This is a genomic window from Bizionia myxarmorum (assembly GCF_008086205.1).
Lineage (GTDB): Bacteria > Bacteroidota > Bacteroidia > Flavobacteriales > Flavobacteriaceae > Algorimicrobium > Algorimicrobium myxarmorum.
Window position 1 is genome coordinate 1631000 of the sequence record NZ_VSKK01000001.1, and the last position, 16248, is coordinate 1647247.

Annotated in this window: 17 protein-coding genes; 8 read left to right on the forward strand and 9 right to left on the reverse strand. The window is 33.0% G+C overall.

Annotated features, from left to right (window positions below):
- Positions 1–54: 54 nt before the first annotated feature.
- Complete coding sequence (locus tag ES674_RS07420; protein ID WP_148403309.1) at positions 55–921, forward strand: hypothetical protein; 867 nt, start codon at positions 55–57, stop codon at positions 919–921.
- On the opposite strand, the gene ES674_RS07425 is transcribed toward ES674_RS07420, so the two are convergent.
- Positions 910–1986 (reverse strand): glycosyltransferase family 4 protein, encoded by a 1077-nt coding sequence (locus tag ES674_RS07425; RefSeq protein WP_148403310.1) that lies wholly within the window; start codon positions 1984–1986, stop codon positions 910–912. The two genes, ES674_RS07420 and ES674_RS07425, sit on opposite strands and share 12 nt — an antisense overlap.
- A 91-nt stretch (positions 1987–2077) precedes the next feature.
- Between ES674_RS07425 and ES674_RS07430 the strand changes: the two genes are divergently transcribed.
- Complete coding sequence (locus ES674_RS07430; RefSeq protein ID WP_148403311.1) at positions 2078–2842, forward strand: lipopolysaccharide kinase InaA family protein; 765 nt, start codon at positions 2078–2080, stop codon at positions 2840–2842.
- 11 nt (positions 2843–2853) lie between these two features.
- On the opposite strand, the gene ES674_RS07435 is transcribed toward ES674_RS07430, so the two are convergent.
- Genes ES674_RS07435 through ES674_RS07445 form a run of 3 tightly spaced genes read right to left on the reverse strand, consistent with a single transcriptional unit; the run spans position 2854 to position 5534 of the window.
- Positions 2854–3606 carry a glycosyltransferase family 2 protein gene (locus ES674_RS07435; RefSeq protein WP_148403312.1) on the reverse strand — a complete coding sequence of 251 codons (753 nt, stop codon included), beginning with the start codon at positions 3604–3606 and terminating at the stop codon, positions 2854–2856.
- A 1-nt stretch (position 3607) separates the two neighbouring features.
- On the reverse strand, positions 3608–4669 hold the full coding sequence (locus tag ES674_RS07440) for a glycosyltransferase family 9 protein (protein ID WP_148403313.1): 1062 nt from the start codon (positions 4667–4669) through the stop codon (positions 3608–3610).
- A 49-nt stretch (positions 4670–4718) separates the two neighbouring features.
- The gene (locus tag ES674_RS07445) at positions 4719–5534 is read right to left on the reverse strand and encodes a 2,3,4,5-tetrahydropyridine-2,6-dicarboxylate N-succinyltransferase (protein WP_148403314.1); all 816 of its coding nucleotides are present in this window, start codon (positions 5532–5534) and stop codon (positions 4719–4721) included.
- Positions 5535–5684: 150 nt separating this feature from the next.
- Between ES674_RS07445 and ruvX the strand changes: the two genes are divergently transcribed.
- From ruvX to mazG, 6 genes are all read left to right on the forward strand, one after another.
- Positions 5685–6095, forward strand: a complete 411-nt coding sequence (gene ruvX / locus ES674_RS07450; RefSeq protein WP_148403315.1) for a Holliday junction resolvase RuvX — start codon at positions 5685–5687, stop codon at positions 6093–6095.
- A 146-nt stretch (positions 6096–6241) separates the two neighbouring features.
- Positions 6242–6838, forward strand: a complete 597-nt coding sequence (locus ES674_RS07455) for a T9SS type A sorting domain-containing protein (RefSeq protein WP_148403316.1) — start codon at positions 6242–6244, stop codon at positions 6836–6838.
- Between the two features lie 326 nt (positions 6839–7164).
- The gene (locus tag ES674_RS07460; protein ID WP_148403317.1) at positions 7165–7410 is read left to right on the forward strand and encodes a hypothetical protein; all 246 of its coding nucleotides are present in this window, start codon (positions 7165–7167) and stop codon (positions 7408–7410) included.
- A gap of 114 nt (positions 7411–7524) precedes the next feature.
- Entirely contained in the window at positions 7525–8115 is a 591-nt protein-coding gene (gene def / locus ES674_RS07465) for a peptide deformylase (RefSeq protein ID WP_148403318.1), read from the forward strand.
- 53 nt (positions 8116–8168) lie between these two features.
- The gene (locus ES674_RS07470; protein ID WP_148403319.1) at positions 8169–8618 is read left to right on the forward strand and encodes a DUF5606 family protein; all 450 of its coding nucleotides are present in this window, start codon (positions 8169–8171) and stop codon (positions 8616–8618) included.
- Positions 8619–8731: 113 nt separating this feature from the next.
- Positions 8732–9505 (forward strand): nucleoside triphosphate pyrophosphohydrolase, encoded by a 774-nt coding sequence (mazG, locus tag ES674_RS07475; RefSeq protein ID WP_148403320.1) that lies wholly within the window; start codon positions 8732–8734, stop codon positions 9503–9505.
- A gap of 321 nt (positions 9506–9826) precedes the next feature.
- Here the strand turns inward: mazG and ES674_RS07480 are convergent, their stop codons facing one another.
- The 5 genes from ES674_RS07480 to ES674_RS07500 form a co-directional block, all read right to left on the reverse strand.
- On the reverse strand, positions 9827–11821 hold the full coding sequence (locus ES674_RS07480; protein ID WP_148403321.1) for a DUF349 domain-containing protein: 1995 nt from the start codon (positions 11819–11821) through the stop codon (positions 9827–9829).
- A 102-nt stretch (positions 11822–11923) separates the two neighbouring features.
- Positions 11924–12661 carry a shikimate dehydrogenase family protein gene (locus ES674_RS07485; RefSeq protein WP_148403322.1) on the reverse strand — a complete coding sequence of 246 codons (738 nt, stop codon included), beginning with the start codon at positions 12659–12661 and terminating at the stop codon, positions 11924–11926.
- Between the two features lies 1 nt (position 12662).
- Entirely contained in the window at positions 12663–13673 is a 1011-nt protein-coding gene (locus ES674_RS07490) for a DUF368 domain-containing protein (protein WP_148403323.1), read from the reverse strand.
- Entirely contained in the window at positions 13673–14683 is a 1011-nt protein-coding gene (locus ES674_RS07495; RefSeq protein ID WP_148403324.1) for a DUF368 domain-containing protein, read from the reverse strand. The genes ES674_RS07490 and ES674_RS07495 overlap by 1 nt, the downstream gene beginning before the upstream one ends.
- A gap of 62 nt (positions 14684–14745) precedes the next feature.
- Complete coding sequence (locus ES674_RS07500; protein ID WP_148403325.1) at positions 14746–16128, reverse strand: tetratricopeptide repeat protein; 1383 nt, start codon at positions 16126–16128, stop codon at positions 14746–14748.
- Positions 16129–16248: the final 120 nt, after the last annotated feature.

The following is a 16248-nucleotide window of genomic DNA, read 5'->3' on the forward strand; positions in this document are numbered from 1 at the left end:
GTAGTTATTTATGTGGCTTAAACTATATTTGTAAAAAATAATCCCTGATAATCCATGAAAAAAATACACGTTGGTTTTTTACTGTCTTATGATTACGATAAACTAAAAAAATCAATTCCGCCAGTTTATCAAGATGCGGATGCTATTTTTATTGCCATGGATCATAAAAGTAGAACTTGGTCTGGTGAAACTTTTGAAGTGGATCCTGCTTTTTTTGAATGGTTGGAAGCCTTTGATGTTGATAACAAAATTCAATTATATAAGGATGATTTCTACGATTCGAATTTAATTGCCATTGAAAATGACAATCGCGAACGCCATATGTTGTCACTAAAAATGGGCATTGGTAATTGGTTAGTTCAAGTGGATAGCGATGAGTATTTTGTGGATTTCGCCAAGTATGTTAAGGAATTAAGACGTTTTGACAGTTACTTGGATAATCCTGAAAAAAAGAATATTCAAATTGCGGCCTATTTAATTAATATGTATAAATATACAGATAATGGTGTGTTGTTTATTAAAGAGCCAACACGCGGTATTATGGCCACCAATTTTCCGAATTATAAAGTTGCTAGAAATACGCGCAAACGCATTGTTTATACTCAAAATATTCTATTGCACGAAAGTATTGCCAGAGATGAAGCCGAACTGGTTTTGAAATTAGATAATTGGGGACATAATATTGAAGTTCAGAATAAGGAATCGTTTTTAGAAAAATGGCGAACCACCAATAAATTCAACTATAAAGAACGTGAAAATTTCTTTTATATTGAACCAGAAAAATGGAAACATTTAGAGTTTTGTGAAGGAAATACCATTGAAGAAATTCGTAAAAACATCAATTTAGACGGGATTATGCCATCGAAGTTTTTTATTGCTAAAAAGAATTTCGGACAATACTTTAAGCACTTATTTAAGTAAACTTTCGTACACTTTTAAATATTGTTTAGCCGTGTCATCCCACGAATAGGAATTAGCATGTTGTTTTAATTTTTGGCTGTAAGCATTTGGATCTTCGTTGTAGATTCTCATGCCGTTTTGAAAAATATCGGCCATATATTTAGGTTCAAAATGATCCCAATAAAAAGCATGTTTTCCACCAACTTCTGGAAGCGAACTTTTATCTGATAAAAAAACCGGTTTTCCATACTGCATGGCTTCAATGGGAGGGATTCCAAACCCTTCACGTAAAGATGGAAAGCAAAAAGCATAACAATTTTTCAAATAATAGGCTTTGTCGGCTTCAGAGATTTTCCCAGTTAAAAACACCCGATTTTGAAGTTGTAAATCCACGACCTTTTTTAAAATATCTTTAGCATAATCCGTTGTATTTTTACCTGAAATAATTAAGCTTAAATCTGGTAGGTTGGTCAACATTTTAACTAAAGTATGAAAGTTTTTTTTCTCTAAAACTTCACCAATTGAGAATAAGAATTCACCTTTTGGAAGAAATTCTGGTTGGTGGTTTTCTGGAATTTCAAGAGGTTTAGAACTACCATTATAAATAACATATTCGGGAACATTTGGCACTTTGAAATAGTTGTGCGTCATGGCTTTAGCATATTCCGAAATGTAAGATATAGCATGACTTCTATTTAGTTTGTCATTAAATAGTTTTATGCGTTTATGTAATTCATTTCCAACTAATTCCTCCATGAAATTGACATCGTGAACCGTTAACAAATAAGGAATAGTGTTAAATGGTTCTACTTTGGTGTTTTGATTTAAGGAATGCCACAAATGGTATTTCTCCTTTATCCGAAAGAGTTTGATGCGTTGTAAGGAATTATACTTTTTATATGAAAAAGTGCGACCGAATTCTTCTTCTAATTTTTCAGGATGTTTGCTAATTAGAGTTATTTGAACATTCATGGCTTTTAAAAGCTCCGAATGTTTATGAAATCCTTTAATGAGTTGGTAATTAAACTGACCAAAGCCGAAGAATAAATTATCAATATTATGAGACTCCAAACAAATTGTGCGCATAGAAAAAGCTTTGCTGCAAATTATATAAATTGCAATTGAACTGCTAATTTAATACATTATTAAAACAAAATAAAAATTGTAATATTGTACTATGAATTATACGGTGCATAAGGCGTTTCAAAAGGATGAGCAACAGCTTACAAGCTATATTGTTAATTATGAAACGACTGGTGAAAACTTTGGAAACCAAGACAGAAATTCGCTTAAATTATTCGATTTAAATGGGTTGACTATTAATGTAAAATCTTTTAAAGTTCCGAATGTCATAAATCAAGTTGCGTATCGTTTTTTAAGAAAAAGTAAAGCACAACGTTCCTATGAATATGCAAATCGCTTATTGGATTTAGGAATTGGTACACCTAAACCTATTGCCTTCTACGAGTATAAAACAGCTTTTTCATTCAAAAAAAGTTATTACATAAGCGAACATTTACCTTATGATTTAACCTATCGCGAATTAACTTTCGACTTCACCATGTTGAGCCATGAAGCTATTTTACGTGCTTTTACGCGCTTTACATTTAGGTTGCATGAAGCTGGTGTGAATTTTTTAGACCATTCACCTGGAAATACCTTAATTCAATTAAACGATGGAAAGTATAAATTTTTCCTTGTGGACTTAAATCGCATGGAATTTGGTGATATGGATTTTGAAACACGCATTAAAAACTTCGCGCGTTTAACCATTCATAAATCCATGGTGGAAATAATGAGTGATGAATATGCTAAATTAAGTGGTTATAATTATAAGCGCGTTTTCAATTTAATGTGGGAAGAAACAGAAGCTTTTCAGCAGCGCTTTCATAAAAAAAGACGCCTTAAAAACAAACTTATGTTTTGGCGAAAAAATAAATAAGTAAATCGTATTTATTTTAAGTTTCTTCGTAAAAGCCATAATTTAACATAGCGCATATACACAACGTAGCCTTGAATATAACCAATGGTTAAGCCTACAACGCCATCTCTAAATCCGCTTTGAACGATATAATGTTTAAGGAAACCCCATAACGGTTTAATAACGAAGTGATAAGGTGTTAATCTACCCGTTTTTTTATCGTATTCTTCAGCTTGTTTGGTAGCATACCGATTCATTTTTTCCATATACGCATCCATAGTGGTATAGGTATAGTGAAGAAATTTGCTATTTAAATATCCAACAGAACCTTGCGCAATTATTTCTTCGTGAACCAATTTGTCGTCGTATTGACATAAATCTCTTTGAAATAAACGAATCACTTTATCATTTCGCCAACCACTATAATTTACGCGTTTACCCATAAAATGGTTGATTCTTCCAATCCAGTAAGCCGCATGTTTTGGTTGTGAATTTAAAATAGCCATTATTTCACTTTGTAATTCAGGAGTCACGCGTTCATCAGCATCTACAATCAACACCCAATTATGTTTTGCCTGCGGAATAATCCAGTTTTTTTGCTCAGCGTGATAGCTAAAATTTCTTTGAATTACGGTAGCGTTCAGACTTTTTGCTTTTTCAAAAGTACCATCTGTGCTAAAACTATCAACCACAATTATTTCATCTGCAAAATTTACAGACCTTATAACAGATTCAATATTATGAATTTCATCCTTGGTAAGAATGATTGCCGACAGTTTCTCCATGCTACTTGTTCAGAGTTTTTAGGAAATGCTCTAATTTTTTTTCAAACAAATCAGGCGTAAATTCTTTGTAAGATTCCAAGGCTTGTGGTTTCATTTCTTTCTCCGTTTTATCCTGATATAATTTAGGTTTATAATCTTTTAAATGTACGGATTCATTCACATTTTTTTCTTCAAAAATATTCCAAGTGTCTTTATCAATCCATGTAGAAAAAATGGTAAAAGTTTTAATATTTAACGCTTTGGCCATATTTACCGCACCACCTTCATTTCCAATTAAGGCGGTACAATGAGCAGTAAGTGCTAAAAATTCACGAATGCTTTTGCCAAAAAGACCCATATAAATATGGTCTTGAGTTTCCGGTTTACACAAGTCGAAAATTGCTTGTGCATCCGCTTTTTGCTTGGGAATATAATTAAACAATATCTGACCATCAGTGGTTGTAACAATTTGATCAATTACCTGCGCCATATAGTTATAAGGATAGGTTTTATAGGCGCCGCTTCCTAAAACACTAATCATGATCAGTGGTTTTTCTATATTGATGTTATTAGAAATTAAAACCTGTTTGCTTGCTTCTAATTCTTGATCAGTCAGATATATTTTTGGTTTGGCTGATGTTAAATTAATTCCCAAAGGTTCTAATAATTGCAATCTATTCACAATAGCCAATCCACAGGTTTGATTGGTTTTTGAAACGCGTTTTATATTGTACGTGTATAAAAACGCGGTATAATGCTTATGGTATGAGATTTTAGTTTTGGCACCAGAAAAAGCAGCTATAATATTACTAGATAATTTAGAATACACATCAATAACTATGTCGTATTGACGTTTTTTTATGGATTTTGTAAAATCCCATAAAGCTGATATACGCTTTTCAATTTCAGGTTTAAGAAGTATATAATTATCTATAAAGGGATTGTTTTCAACCACAGGCATGGTGTGCAAATTTATTAAATAATCTAATTGCGCATTTGGATAATGTTCACGTAGCGCCTCAAATAGGACGCTAGAAGTGAGCACGTCTCCAATCATTTTTTGTTGTATGACTAATATTTTCATTTAAAAATTCAAATTAGTATCTCTTGAAAACGGCATTCAATAATTTAAATTATACAGCAACATTATATTCGCGTAAAGCATCATTTAGCGATGTTTTTTTGTCTGTACTTTCTTTACGTTTTCCTATAATTAAAGCACAAGGCACTTGAAATTCTCCAGCTTTAAATTTTTTAGTGTAACTACCAGGTATTACCACAGAACGCGCTGGAATTAGACCTTTAGTTTCCACAGGTTCATCACCTGTAACATCAATAATTTTGGTACTCATGGTTAAAACCACATTGGCACCTAAAACCGCTTCTTTTTCAACACGAACACCTTCTACTACAATACAACGAGAGCCAATAAAAGCGCCATCTTCAATAATTACGGGTGCTGCTTGTAATGGTTCCAGAACGCCTCCAATACCTACGCCTCCAGAAAGATGCACGTTTTTTCCAATTTGTGCACAGCTTCCAACGGTTGCCCAAGTATCAACCATAGTGCCTTCATCCACATAAGCTCCAATATTTACATAACTCGGCATTAAAATTACGCCTTTAGAAATATAAGCGCCATGACGCGCTACAGCATTGGGTACCACACGGATTCCTTTATTTTCGTAACCTGTTTTTAAAGGTATTTTATCGTGATATTCAAAAATTCCCACTTCAAATGTTTGCATTTTCTGAATCGGGAAATATAACACCACGGCTTTCTTAACCCATTCATTAACCTGCCATCCATCAGCCTTTGGTTCGGCAACACGCAAGGTGCCTTCATCCAGCAAATCTATGACGCTCCGAATGCTATCAATGGTGACTTTGTCTGTTAATAATTCGCGATTATCCCACGCGGCTTCTATAATATGTTGTAGTTGTTTCATAATATGTTTACTGAAAAATAGAAATCTAAAATTTAAGATTCTTGCTCTATTCACAAAGATAAAGTTATAATTGAATTCTTGATAAATGATTCGTTTTAAATCAGATATTTCCTGTTTAAGCTAGCGTTTTTAATAGTAACTTTGCTAACTATGGGACGCATACTTGCAATAGATTACGGAAAAGTTAGAACAGGAATAGCTGTTACAGATGAACTTCAAATTATAGCTTCTGGTTTAACAACAGTGGATACCAAGCAACTTATTAGCTTTTTAAAAGATTATATTAAAACAGAATTTGTTGAATTGTTTTTAGTAGGTGAACCGAAGCAAATGAATAATGAAGCCTCTGAAAGTGAAGCTTTAATAATCCCGTTTTTGGAAAAGTTGCAGAAAGCAATCCCTAATATTCCCGTAAAACGTGTTGATGAGCGATTTACATCTAAAATGGCGTTTCAAACTATGATAGATAGTGGTTTATCTAAAAAGAAACGTCAAAATAAAGCCTTGGTGGATGAAATAAGTGCCACCCTAATTCTTCAGAGTTATTTATACGCGCAATAACGCGTTACTGCTTCTTTCTTTAGTCCAGAATTATTATAAAATATAACGAAATATATAGCTTGACGTTTATATAGGTTGTTTGTCAGTTAATTTTGATTTTTTTTGCTTTGTAGAAGTATATTTGCGCCAAACTAATTAAAATATCTATGAAAAAAACTTACTTATTTATGGTGCTATTTATAGCACTTTTCTCTTTTAATGCGGTAAATGCTCAAATTTGCCCAGACAATGGTTTTACTAATACCACATCATTGTTCTTTTTCTATAACCCAGGATCTTTAGCATGTCCAGATAGACCAACTTCTGTTATGGTTGGCGCCAGCACTTTTAATTTAGTGTCTTGTGATACGTCATCAGCAGTTTATGATTTGGAACCAGGAGATGATCCAATTTCTGATAGCACATTTTTTACCGCTAATTTTGGAGGGTCTACCTGTGAATATACAAATGGTAATTTAACAAATGAAACCTTGTCTTTAGAATCTATAGATAAAGTTTTAAATAAAATGGTGGTATTCCCAAACCCTGTTGTTCAAGGAAATTCTTTTCAAGTTGTTTTTGGAAGTAATTTAAATGCCCAAATCAGTTTATTTTCGGTTACTGGAAAACGTATTCTATCAAATACAATTTCTAATGTGGCTAGAAAGCAAATGGATATTTCTAATTTGCATAATGGCATTTATATGCTTCAAATAAAAAGTGGTTCATCTACCGTTTCCAAGAAGATTGTGATTATGAAATAAGTATATATTATCAATAATACTATAAAGAATTCTTACTACTTGTAAGAGGTCTTTTTTATTATACCGTTTGTCGAACAATCTATAATATATTCGAATTTATACGATTTTATTCTATTCAACACCTTTATTTTTAGCTAGTTACAGCCTGTTTTATCGAATAAGAAATCGACGAAATGCACATTACAAAGGTTTGCCAGCGTTACGTTCATCGTTGAAATACCATGCTTTATCTTGTTAACGAATATATGTTCTGTTTCAACAAATTAATTGGGTTGCTACTGTTTATCGATAGTATATTTGCACTGTTCAATTTAAGCAACACAACAATGAAACAGATTATTTTAATAGGAATTTTTACAGTATTAGGTTTAACAACTATGCAAGCTCAAACTTCAACTGAATTGCAACCGGTTAAAACTAACGATTCAACTACGCAAGTAGTTTCTGATGTAAAAACGGTTTCTATAGAAATAGCAGCCAAAAAGAAAGACATCTTAACGGATAAGATTGAATCTAAACTAAACGGAACAATAAATTTATTTGTTGTAAAAGAAAGACGTGTTGTTTGCTAAAAACAGGTAATTTTAGAGCTTTTAATATATAACGCCTTTTTTTAAAGGCGTTTTTTTATGCGTATCTATTAGAAGAATTGTATTTTTGCACTGAATTTTTAGAAATTGAAACCCATGATATTACCCGTTGTAGCCTATGGCGATCCTGTACTAAAAAAAGTAGGACAGGAAATAGCAAAAGACTATCCACAATTAGAAGCTTTATTGCAAAACATGTATGAAACCATGTATAATGCTTTTGGCGTTGGTCTTGCCGCACCTCAAGTAGGATTAGATATTCGTTTGTTTTTGGTAGACACATCACCTTTTGCTGAAGATGAAGATTATTCAGAAGAAGAACGGGCCTTTTTAAAGGATTTCAAGCAGACTTTTATTAATGCCAAAATTATAGAAGAATCAGGAGATGAGTGGGCTTTTAACGAAGGGTGTTTAAGTATTCCCGATGTGCGTGAAGATGTATTTAGAAAACCGACTATTACCATTGAGTTTCATGATGAAAATTTCGAAAAACACACCAAAACTTTTGATGGTTTAGTAGCGCGTGTTATTCAACATGAGTATGACCATATAGAAGGTATTTTGTTTACAGATAAATTATCATCTTTAAAGAAAAGACTTATTAGAGGTAGACTTTTAAATATTTCAAAAGGAAAAATAAGTGTGGATTATCGCATGCGTTTTCCGAATCAAAAAAAGAAACGATAATATTTGTATAACATGCGTAAACGTATGATATTTGCCAACTTTAAAATGTAGATATGAGTTTAGAAAAAGTATTATCAATAGCAGGAAAACCGGGATTATATAAAATGATTGCCCAAACAAGAGGTGGCTTTGTAGCTGAATCTTTGTTAGACGGTAAAAAAATGTCTGTTGGCATTCATCATAATGTAAGCATCTTAAGTGAAATTGCTATTTACACACTTACAGAAGAGAAGCCTTTACGTGAGGTTTTGAACTTAATTAAAGAAAAGGAATCAGGTCAGCAATCTGCTGTTAGTCATAAGGACAGCAAAGATAAATTAGAAGAATATTTCTTTGAAATCTTGCCAGATTACGATGAAGAACGCGTTTATGTAAGTGATATTAAGAAGATTATTCAGTGGTATAATTTACTTCAAAAAAATGATTTATTAGATTTTGAGGCGAAACCTGAATCAGAAACAGAAGTAGAAAAAGAGGCTGTAACAACTGAAGAAGAGGAATAACATATCTTATATATGTATATAAAAAATCCAGTAACGCTTATGTGTCACTGGATTTTTTAGTTTAGCATTTCCCATTCTGCAAGAAATAATTGTAATTTTATTAAAAAGTAATTATGAATACTAGAGAAGATCAACTAAAAGCTTTCGACCGTTTATTAACCATTATGGATGAATTGCGCACGCAATGTCCTTGGGACAAAAAGCAAACCATGGAAAGTCTCCGACATTTAACAATTGAGGAAACTTACGAATTGGGCGATGCTATTTTAGATAAAGATTTAGAAGAAGTCAAGAAAGAATTAGGAGACGTGCTTTTGCATATCGTATTTTATTCAAAAATAGGTAGCGAAACCAATGATTTTGATATTGCTGATGTCTGTAATGGTATTTGTGAAAAATTAATTAGTAGACATCCGCATATTTATAGTGATGTTGTGGTAGCTGATGAAGATGAAGTAAAACGAAACTGGGAAAGCTTAAAATTGAAAGAAGGTAAAACTAGTGTTTTGGGAGGCGTGCCAAAAAGTTTACCCGCTTTAGTTAAAGCAAGTAGAATTCAAGAAAAGGTTTCAGGTGTTGGTTTTGATTGGGAAGAGCCTCATCAAGTTTGGGACAAGGTGGAGGAGGAGTTACAAGAATTTAAAGATGAAGTAAATGCAGGGAATCAAGACGCTATGGAAAGCGAATTTGGCGATGTTTTGTTTTCTATGGTGAATTATGCTAGATTTTTAAAAATTAGTCCAGAGAATGCTCTAGAAAGAACTAATAAAAAATTCATTAAACGATTTCAATATTTAGAAGGGAAAGCCAAATTATTAAACAAAAATCTAAAAGATATGTCTTTGGCTGACATGGATGTTTTTTGGGAAGAGGCAAAAAAACTATAATAAATCCCAAAAAATTAGCGGTCACATATTCTTTGTTTACAGAGCTTTGAACACTAATTTTAAAAAAAAAAGAGGATTTTTTTAAATCCAAAACATCTAAATCTAATTTAGGTCCGTATATATATCAAATGCACGTTTTAGTAAGTAGATTAATAGCTTAATCTTTACAATCTTTCCTCATAACGTGCATATAGGTAGAATTAGTTGTTTAGGTTGGGACAGAAACAACTATTAGTTAGTTTAGTTAGAAAAAATCCTGCTTGACGTATTGCACGACATGCAGGATTTTACTTTTTAGTAGTTTCTGAAAAAGGCGCTCATTTAATAAAGCTCCTTGATTTTACTCATTTTCGTTTTCCACAATTTTAATTCTTGTTTGTGTTTTTCAATGTTTTTATGAACTTCTTGAACCAAGGGGTTTTCATCGTTCACATTTTGGAAAAACTGTAAGTTGTTTTCAAGTTGATTTATTTCAGCCTTAACTTCATTTATACGTTTAGAGATAAACTGGCGCTCGTTATCTAAATGTCTTGAATCATTTGAATTATTAAGGGAATCAATCTTGGTTTCAAACTTAATCAGTTCCGCTTCATTTTTATTTAAATTCATTTTCTTAAAAACACCATCCAAAGCTTTATTCAGTTTACCTTCAACATAACGCTTGTTTGGTGGCACATTTCCAATGGATTTCCAGTTTTCAATGAATGCTTTAATAGTCGTTAAATCAGCTTCTTTTTCGTCAGATAACTCCAAAGTTTTTAATTCTTCTAACAATTGCACTTTTTTAATGTAAGCTTCATTGTCTTCCGCACTTGCGGCATCTTTGGCTTTGTGAACTCTGTCAAAATAAAAATTACAGGCTGTTTTAAATTGCTTCCAAATTTTATCGCTGTTTTTCCTTGGTACATGACCAATTTTCTTCCAGTCGTTCTGAATTTTTTTCATCAAAGCCGTAGTAGCATTAAAGTCTTCGCTATTTTTATTGTCTTCCGCTATTTTGATTAAATCCATTTTCTTTTTCAGATTATCAAACTGCGATTTCTTTAAATCCTTATAAAAAGCGTTTTTCTTGCGGTTAAAATTCCGGACAGCATCCTTAAATTTAGCCCAAGTTTCTTCATTTACTTTGATAGGAACTTTGCCTGCACTAAAAAATAAAGCGCGCAATTGCTCCACATCTTTAATACTGTTTTGCCACGCATTATGAGAATCTGCACCTTTTTCACTGACTTTATTAATTTGAAGAATAATTTCGTTTTTCACTTCTAAATTCTTCTCAAAAACTTGATCTAATTCAGCGAAATGAACTTGACGTCTGTCATGAATTATTTTTGTAGCCGCTTTAAATCGATTCCAAACATCGTCACGATGTTCTTTATCTACAGGACCTAATTCTTCCTTCCACATTTTATGAAGTACCTGTAATTCTCTAAATGCACGATTTAAATCAGCATCTTGCGCTAATTCTTCGGCACGATCAATAATCTTTAATTTTTGATCTAGATTGTGTTTGAAATCTAAATCACGTAAATCTCTGTTTAAATGTAAAAAATCATAAAAAACTTCTACATGATGATGGTAGCTATTCCAAGCATTATTGTATTTATCGCGCGGAATTGGGCCAGCCTTTTTCCAGCGATCTTGTAATTCATTAAAGTTTTTATAAGTGGTGTTGATATTCTCTTCCGTACTAAACAAGCCTTTAATTTCTTCAATAATTTCTAACCTGTTGGCTAAATTATCTTTGAGATTGTTTTCTATGTTTTTATGATGGCTATGTAATTTGCCCTTATAATTTTTATAAATATCTTTAAAGCGACTTTGCAATGGACTTGTAAAAAAGAAGTCTATTTCACTGCCACCTTCATTCAAAAACTCCTCTTTTTTCTCGTCTAGTAACGTGTTGAATTGCGATTTAAATTCAACCCGGATAGCCTCCACAGGTTTCTTAATGGCTTGCACTTTATAATTGGCAACCAAATGATCCAGCTCATCCGCCAAAGCCTCCATGGACATCTTATCGTAGTCTTTTTCCTCTATCTGATGTCTGTCTGCATTGCCTTCGTCTTCGGCATCTTCAGCGTTAGATTCCTCAATTTCATTAATAACTTCATCCTGTTCTTCCCCAATAACCGCTTCTGTAGCTTTAACTTCAGCGGGCGTTTCAGCATCCATATTTTTTACAGAATCTGTAATGGGCTCTTCTGTAGGTGTTTCCGGTTGCATAACAACGTTTTCTGTTGAATTTTCAGTGTTTTCTGGATGTAGTTCTTCTGGTTTTCCATCTGCTTTTGGCAGGTTATCGTGCTCTGACATTTTGTAAATGTGTTAGTTCTTGAAATAACTCTAGCGTTAAAGATAACAACAACTGAAATATTTACAAAAGGTTAACCCGTATAAATGTTATAAAGCCTGTAATTAGTTGTGATTCCAAATACGCCAGGCTTCTTCTGCTTGAAGTTTTAACATGAGAAGACCGTTAATGGTGGTTGCATTTTTTTTACGACCCTGTTTTAAAAATAAAGTTTCTTCTGGATTGTAAATCAAATCGTATAAAATGTGCGTTTCCGTAAGAAATTTATAAGGAATTTGAGGCGTGTCTTTAATATTTGGAAACGTACCCAAAGGCGTGCAATTAATAAGAATCAGGTTTTGATTAATGGTTGACTCGGTTACATCTTGGTAGGTTATGCAATTTGGTTTTTCAACATTTCTAGAAACAAATTGATAGGGAATTCCAAGTTCATCCAAAGTAAAAGCAACGGCTTTACTAGCGCCGCCGGTTCCTAAAATTAGCGCACGCGTATGAATGGGTTTAAGAAGGGGCTGCAATGATTTTTTGAAGCCATAGCAATCAGTGTTATACCCAATAAGCTCGCCATTTGCCATGCATTTTATGGTGTTGACTGCGCCAATTTGTTTTGCTTTTTCATCTAATGTATCCAAATAGGGAATAATAGTTTCCTTGTAAGGAATCGTAACATTTAAGCCTACAATGTCTGATTGCTTGAATAAATCTAAAACGGCTTTAATGTTCGGAATATCGAAATTTTGATAAGAAGCATCCTCAATTCCTTCAGATGTAAATTTAGTAGTGAAATAATTTTGAGAGAAAGAGTAAGAAATATTTCTACCTATTAGTCCAAATTTGCGCATCTTATTTTCTAGTTATTCGTCCGTAAAACTCCAAAGCTAATACAATTGCAATTCCAAAAATTATAAAACCTATGGCTAAATAAGTTTCTGTAATTAATTCAGGGAAGTAGCGCTCGTAATTGGCTGTTATTTCTCTTCCTAATGAATCTAAAGAATGCGTTCCATCAGCTTCTAACTTAAAAATTGTTTTTTTCCAAGGCCAAACCACACCTAATGATCCCACAATAAAGCCGATAATAGTTGCTAGTGTAATACTTTTGTAGTGTTTTAAAATATAGCTTAATACATGCGAAAACGTTACTAAACCAACGACAGAGCCCAAAGTAAAAACCACTAATATTTTGAGCGTCCGAATTCTAGCATCGTTTTCAATAAAACTAAAATCGCCTTGAATAAGCTCTGCAAAAGTGTCAAACAAAGCGTTTACAGAATCCACTAATAGCAGCACGTAATTACCCAGAAGAATCAGGATAAAGGAGCCTGAAAAACCCGGAAGTGTCATTCCTGAAACACTAATTATTCCGCAGAAAAAAACAAACCACAGGTTGTCATTTTCAGTAGCTGGATCCAGAAAACTGATACTTATACCTAACAAAACACCTAGTGCTAAAGCTGTATAGGTTTTATAATTCCAATCTTCAAAGTCCTTGCTGATATAATAAATGGAACCGACAATCATGCCGAAAAAAACACTCCAAACATACAGTTCATAATGTTTTATGAGGTAATCCAACATTTTTGAAATGCTGAAGTAACTGATAATCATTCCTAAAAAAAGCAAGCTTAAAAACCGACCGTTTATATATTGATAGAAACTTTTAAAGCGTCCATTAATTAATAATTTAAAAGCTTTAGCATTTACTTTTTGGAGTGAATATATAAACTCTTCATAAAAACCGGCAACAAAGGCAACAACACCACCAGAAATTCCAGGTACTTTATTAGCCGCTCCCATTCCTAATCCTTTTAAGACTAGAAAAACTTTGTCGGTGAAGGTCCTAGTGCTTTGCATTATTTAACTTTTTTACCGAAACGTTCTAAAATAAAAATAGTTAAAAAACCTGCAATCATAAGTAGAATTGCCGGTAATATTTGGGCGTCTATGTCGTTATTTTGAATGGAATATAAATTGGGTAAAACGCTAGATTCGGTGATAACTTTTAAGGAATCAAAATCTGCTAATTGTTGTTGATATATGGTTAAGTTTCCTAAAGATGTGTAATCTGATAATCGAGTTACAACTCCCGACGTTTTTTCCATCACGGTGCTTGTAGATTTCCATGGCCAAATTTTATCTAGAGAACCAAATATGAAACCCGTTAAAAGCGCCAATGTAACATTATGATAATTTTTGAAAAGCCATTTTAGCACATGACTAAAAGTTAGTAAACCAACCAAAGCACCTCCAGCAAACAGAGCTATCTTCTTTAAATCGAAATCATAAAAAGCATCACTTAAAGATTTATAAGCGCCTAAAATTAAAAGAATAAAGGAACCTGAAATTCCTGGTAAAATCATGGCGCAAATGGCGATAGCACCTGCAAAAAATAAAAATACTGGTGACTCATTATTTGCGGATGATGGTAGTGTAGTGATATAAAAGGCTAGCAAGCTGCCGATAACTAAAGCTAAAACCGTTGGTATATGCCATTTGTTAATTTGCTTTCCCACAAAATAAATACTGGCTATAATGAGTCCGAAGAAAAAAGACCAAATTAATACGGGATGATATTCAATTAAATATTTGGCAAGACGCATGAACGTCACAAAACTGATTATAATTCCGGATAACAATGCCACTAAAAAATTTCCATTGAACGCTTTCCAAAAGGCAAAAAAACCAGAAGTACGAAGTGTTTTTAGCAAGCTTAAATTAACGTTGCTAATGGTGTTAATTAACTCTTCATAAATACCAGAAATAAAGGCAATTGTTCCTCCAGAAACACCAGGAACCGCATCTGCGGCACCCATGGCAATCCCTTTTAAGGAAATCAATAAATAATCGGACAAACGTCTTTGCATGATTTAGTTTTAAATACAGGAAACCAAAGGTAAATAAATTAAATCAGACGTCTAACTTATCGTTAGGCTTTTAGCAGGGTTTTCACCTGTTGAGATTTGAAGACATTTGGAAAAAGTTCTTCCAAAATAAAAGCAAATTCCGCGTCAAAACGCATACCGTTTTTTAAATGATACGAACCTTTTTCAGTTTCTAAAAGCATGTAATATAATCCGGCTAAACGAAATTCTATTTCCGCATTTTCAGGAAAAAATTCTGAAGCTTGTATTAAGTTAAAAACAGCAGCTTCTGGCTCGCCTAATTGATGTAAAATATCAGCGCGCGTTAACCAGGTATCAAGCTCGTAATTCCCTAATTCCAATGCTTTTTTGTATCCGCGTTCTGCTTCTTCTAAAAAGTTTAAACGTTCATTTATTTGTGCATATAATTTCCAATATTTAACGTTTTCACTATCAATATTGATGGCTTTATTTATGTAATAAAGTGATTTTTTAAAATCTTTTTGTTTGTTATAAAACTTGGTAATGGCAATCCAACCCTTGTCTAAGAGCGGATCTTCTTCAACTGTTTTGAAAAAGTATTGAACCGCTAAATCGTTATGTCCTGATTTTTGATGACATAGTCCTATTCGCAGTAAAGCAAAAGACGTCGGATCATCCAATTTAAGCGTAATGCTGTAGTTTTCAATAGCCTCATCAAAGCGTTTCAATTTTTCAAGAACTTTTCCTTTTTCTAAATAGGCGCCGATAAAACCATCGTCTGAAATTATTGCGAAATCGAAGGCTGCTAAAGCTTTTTCGTAATCTTTTAAATCGAAATATTGTTTACCAAGTTGATGCCAAGCTACTTCGCAATACGGATTTTTCTCTAAAAATGAATTGAGATAAACAATAGCTTCTTCTTGTTGATCTAGGTATTCAAAGCAATAAATCATGTTATGTAAAGCGGAATAATCTTCTAAATCTTCCTCCAAACATTTCATGAAATTGATTTTTGCTTCTTCAAATTGATCTAGAAACAAGTGTTCCATACCAATTAGAGAATAAATATCTAGAGGATCTTCCGAAAGTTCCAAAGCCGTTTCTAATACTTCAATGGCTTTTTTATGATTATCCCCTTTGGATAAAATATTTGCTTTTTGAATATAAATTTCTTCATTGAAAGGTTCCAAAGCATATAACTCATTAATAAGGGTATCTGCTTTATCTAAATCGTTTTCAAACACGAAAATTTCGACCTTAAAAAGTTTTAAATTTACGGAAGTAGGATGTTGTTGCAAACCAAGCTTAATGGCTTTTTTTGCCAATGACATTTTACCTTGATTAAGATAATAATGAATGATGTTCTCAAATTCTTCCGAATCAAAAAACAAGACATGATTCGTCTTTAACATCGATTCAAATCGGGTAAGGGATACATTGTCGTTGTCGTTTGGACGTAACTCCATAAGCAGATTTATATAGTTTTTCCTGGATTAAATGTAAGGCTCAAAATGGGGCTGTAGTTTATAAACAGCAAATCTTTTTAACAAAGTAATCAACAATCAGGCCATAACGGAGGTTTGACT

What these genes read in the sequence shown, in the direction of transcription:
- ES674_RS07420 (WP_148403309.1), top strand. Translation starts at nt 55, where the DNA reads ATGAAAAAAATACACGTTGGTTTTTTACTGTCTTATGATTACGATAAA.
- ES674_RS07490 (WP_148403323.1), bottom strand. Translation starts at nt 13,673, where the DNA reads ATGCAAAGCACTAGGACCTTCACCGACAAAGTTTTTCTAGTCTTAAAA.
- ES674_RS07430 (WP_148403311.1), top strand. Translation starts at nt 2,078, where the DNA reads ATGAATTATACGGTGCATAAGGCGTTTCAAAAGGATGAGCAACAGCTT.
- ES674_RS07500 (WP_148403325.1), bottom strand. Translation starts at nt 16,128, where the DNA reads ATGGAGTTACGTCCAAACGACAACGACAATGTATCCCTTACCCGATTT.
- ES674_RS07470 (WP_148403319.1), top strand. Translation starts at nt 8,169, where the DNA reads ATGAGTTTAGAAAAAGTATTATCAATAGCAGGAAAACCGGGATTATAT.
- ES674_RS07445 (WP_148403314.1), bottom strand. Translation starts at nt 5,534, where the DNA reads ATGAAACAACTACAACATATTATAGAAGCCGCGTGGGATAATCGCGAA.
- ES674_RS07455 (WP_148403316.1), top strand. Translation starts at nt 6,242, where the DNA reads ATGAAAAAAACTTACTTATTTATGGTGCTATTTATAGCACTTTTCTCT.
- ES674_RS07440 (WP_148403313.1), bottom strand. Translation starts at nt 4,669, where the DNA reads ATGAAAATATTAGTCATACAACAAAAAATGATTGGAGACGTGCTCACT.
- ES674_RS07460 (WP_148403317.1), top strand. Translation starts at nt 7,165, where the DNA reads ATGAAACAGATTATTTTAATAGGAATTTTTACAGTATTAGGTTTAACA.
- ruvX (WP_148403315.1), top strand. Translation starts at nt 5,685, where the DNA reads ATGGGACGCATACTTGCAATAGATTACGGAAAAGTTAGAACAGGAATA.
- ES674_RS07435 (WP_148403312.1), bottom strand. Translation starts at nt 3,606, where the DNA reads ATGGAGAAACTGTCGGCAATCATTCTTACCAAGGATGAAATTCATAAT.
- ES674_RS07480 (WP_148403321.1), bottom strand. Translation starts at nt 11,821, where the DNA reads ATGTCAGAGCACGATAACCTGCCAAAAGCAGATGGAAAACCAGAAGAA.
- ES674_RS07495 (WP_148403324.1), bottom strand. Translation starts at nt 14,683, where the DNA reads ATGCAAAGACGTTTGTCCGATTATTTATTGATTTCCTTAAAAGGGATT.
- ES674_RS07485 (WP_148403322.1), bottom strand. Translation starts at nt 12,661, where the DNA reads ATGCGCAAATTTGGACTAATAGGTAGAAATATTTCTTACTCTTTCTCT.
- def (WP_148403318.1), top strand. Translation starts at nt 7,525, where the DNA reads ATGATATTACCCGTTGTAGCCTATGGCGATCCTGTACTAAAAAAAGTA.
- mazG (WP_148403320.1), top strand. Translation starts at nt 8,732, where the DNA reads ATGAATACTAGAGAAGATCAACTAAAAGCTTTCGACCGTTTATTAACC.
- ES674_RS07425 (WP_148403310.1), bottom strand. Translation starts at nt 1,986, where the DNA reads ATGCGCACAATTTGTTTGGAGTCTCATAATATTGATAATTTATTCTTC.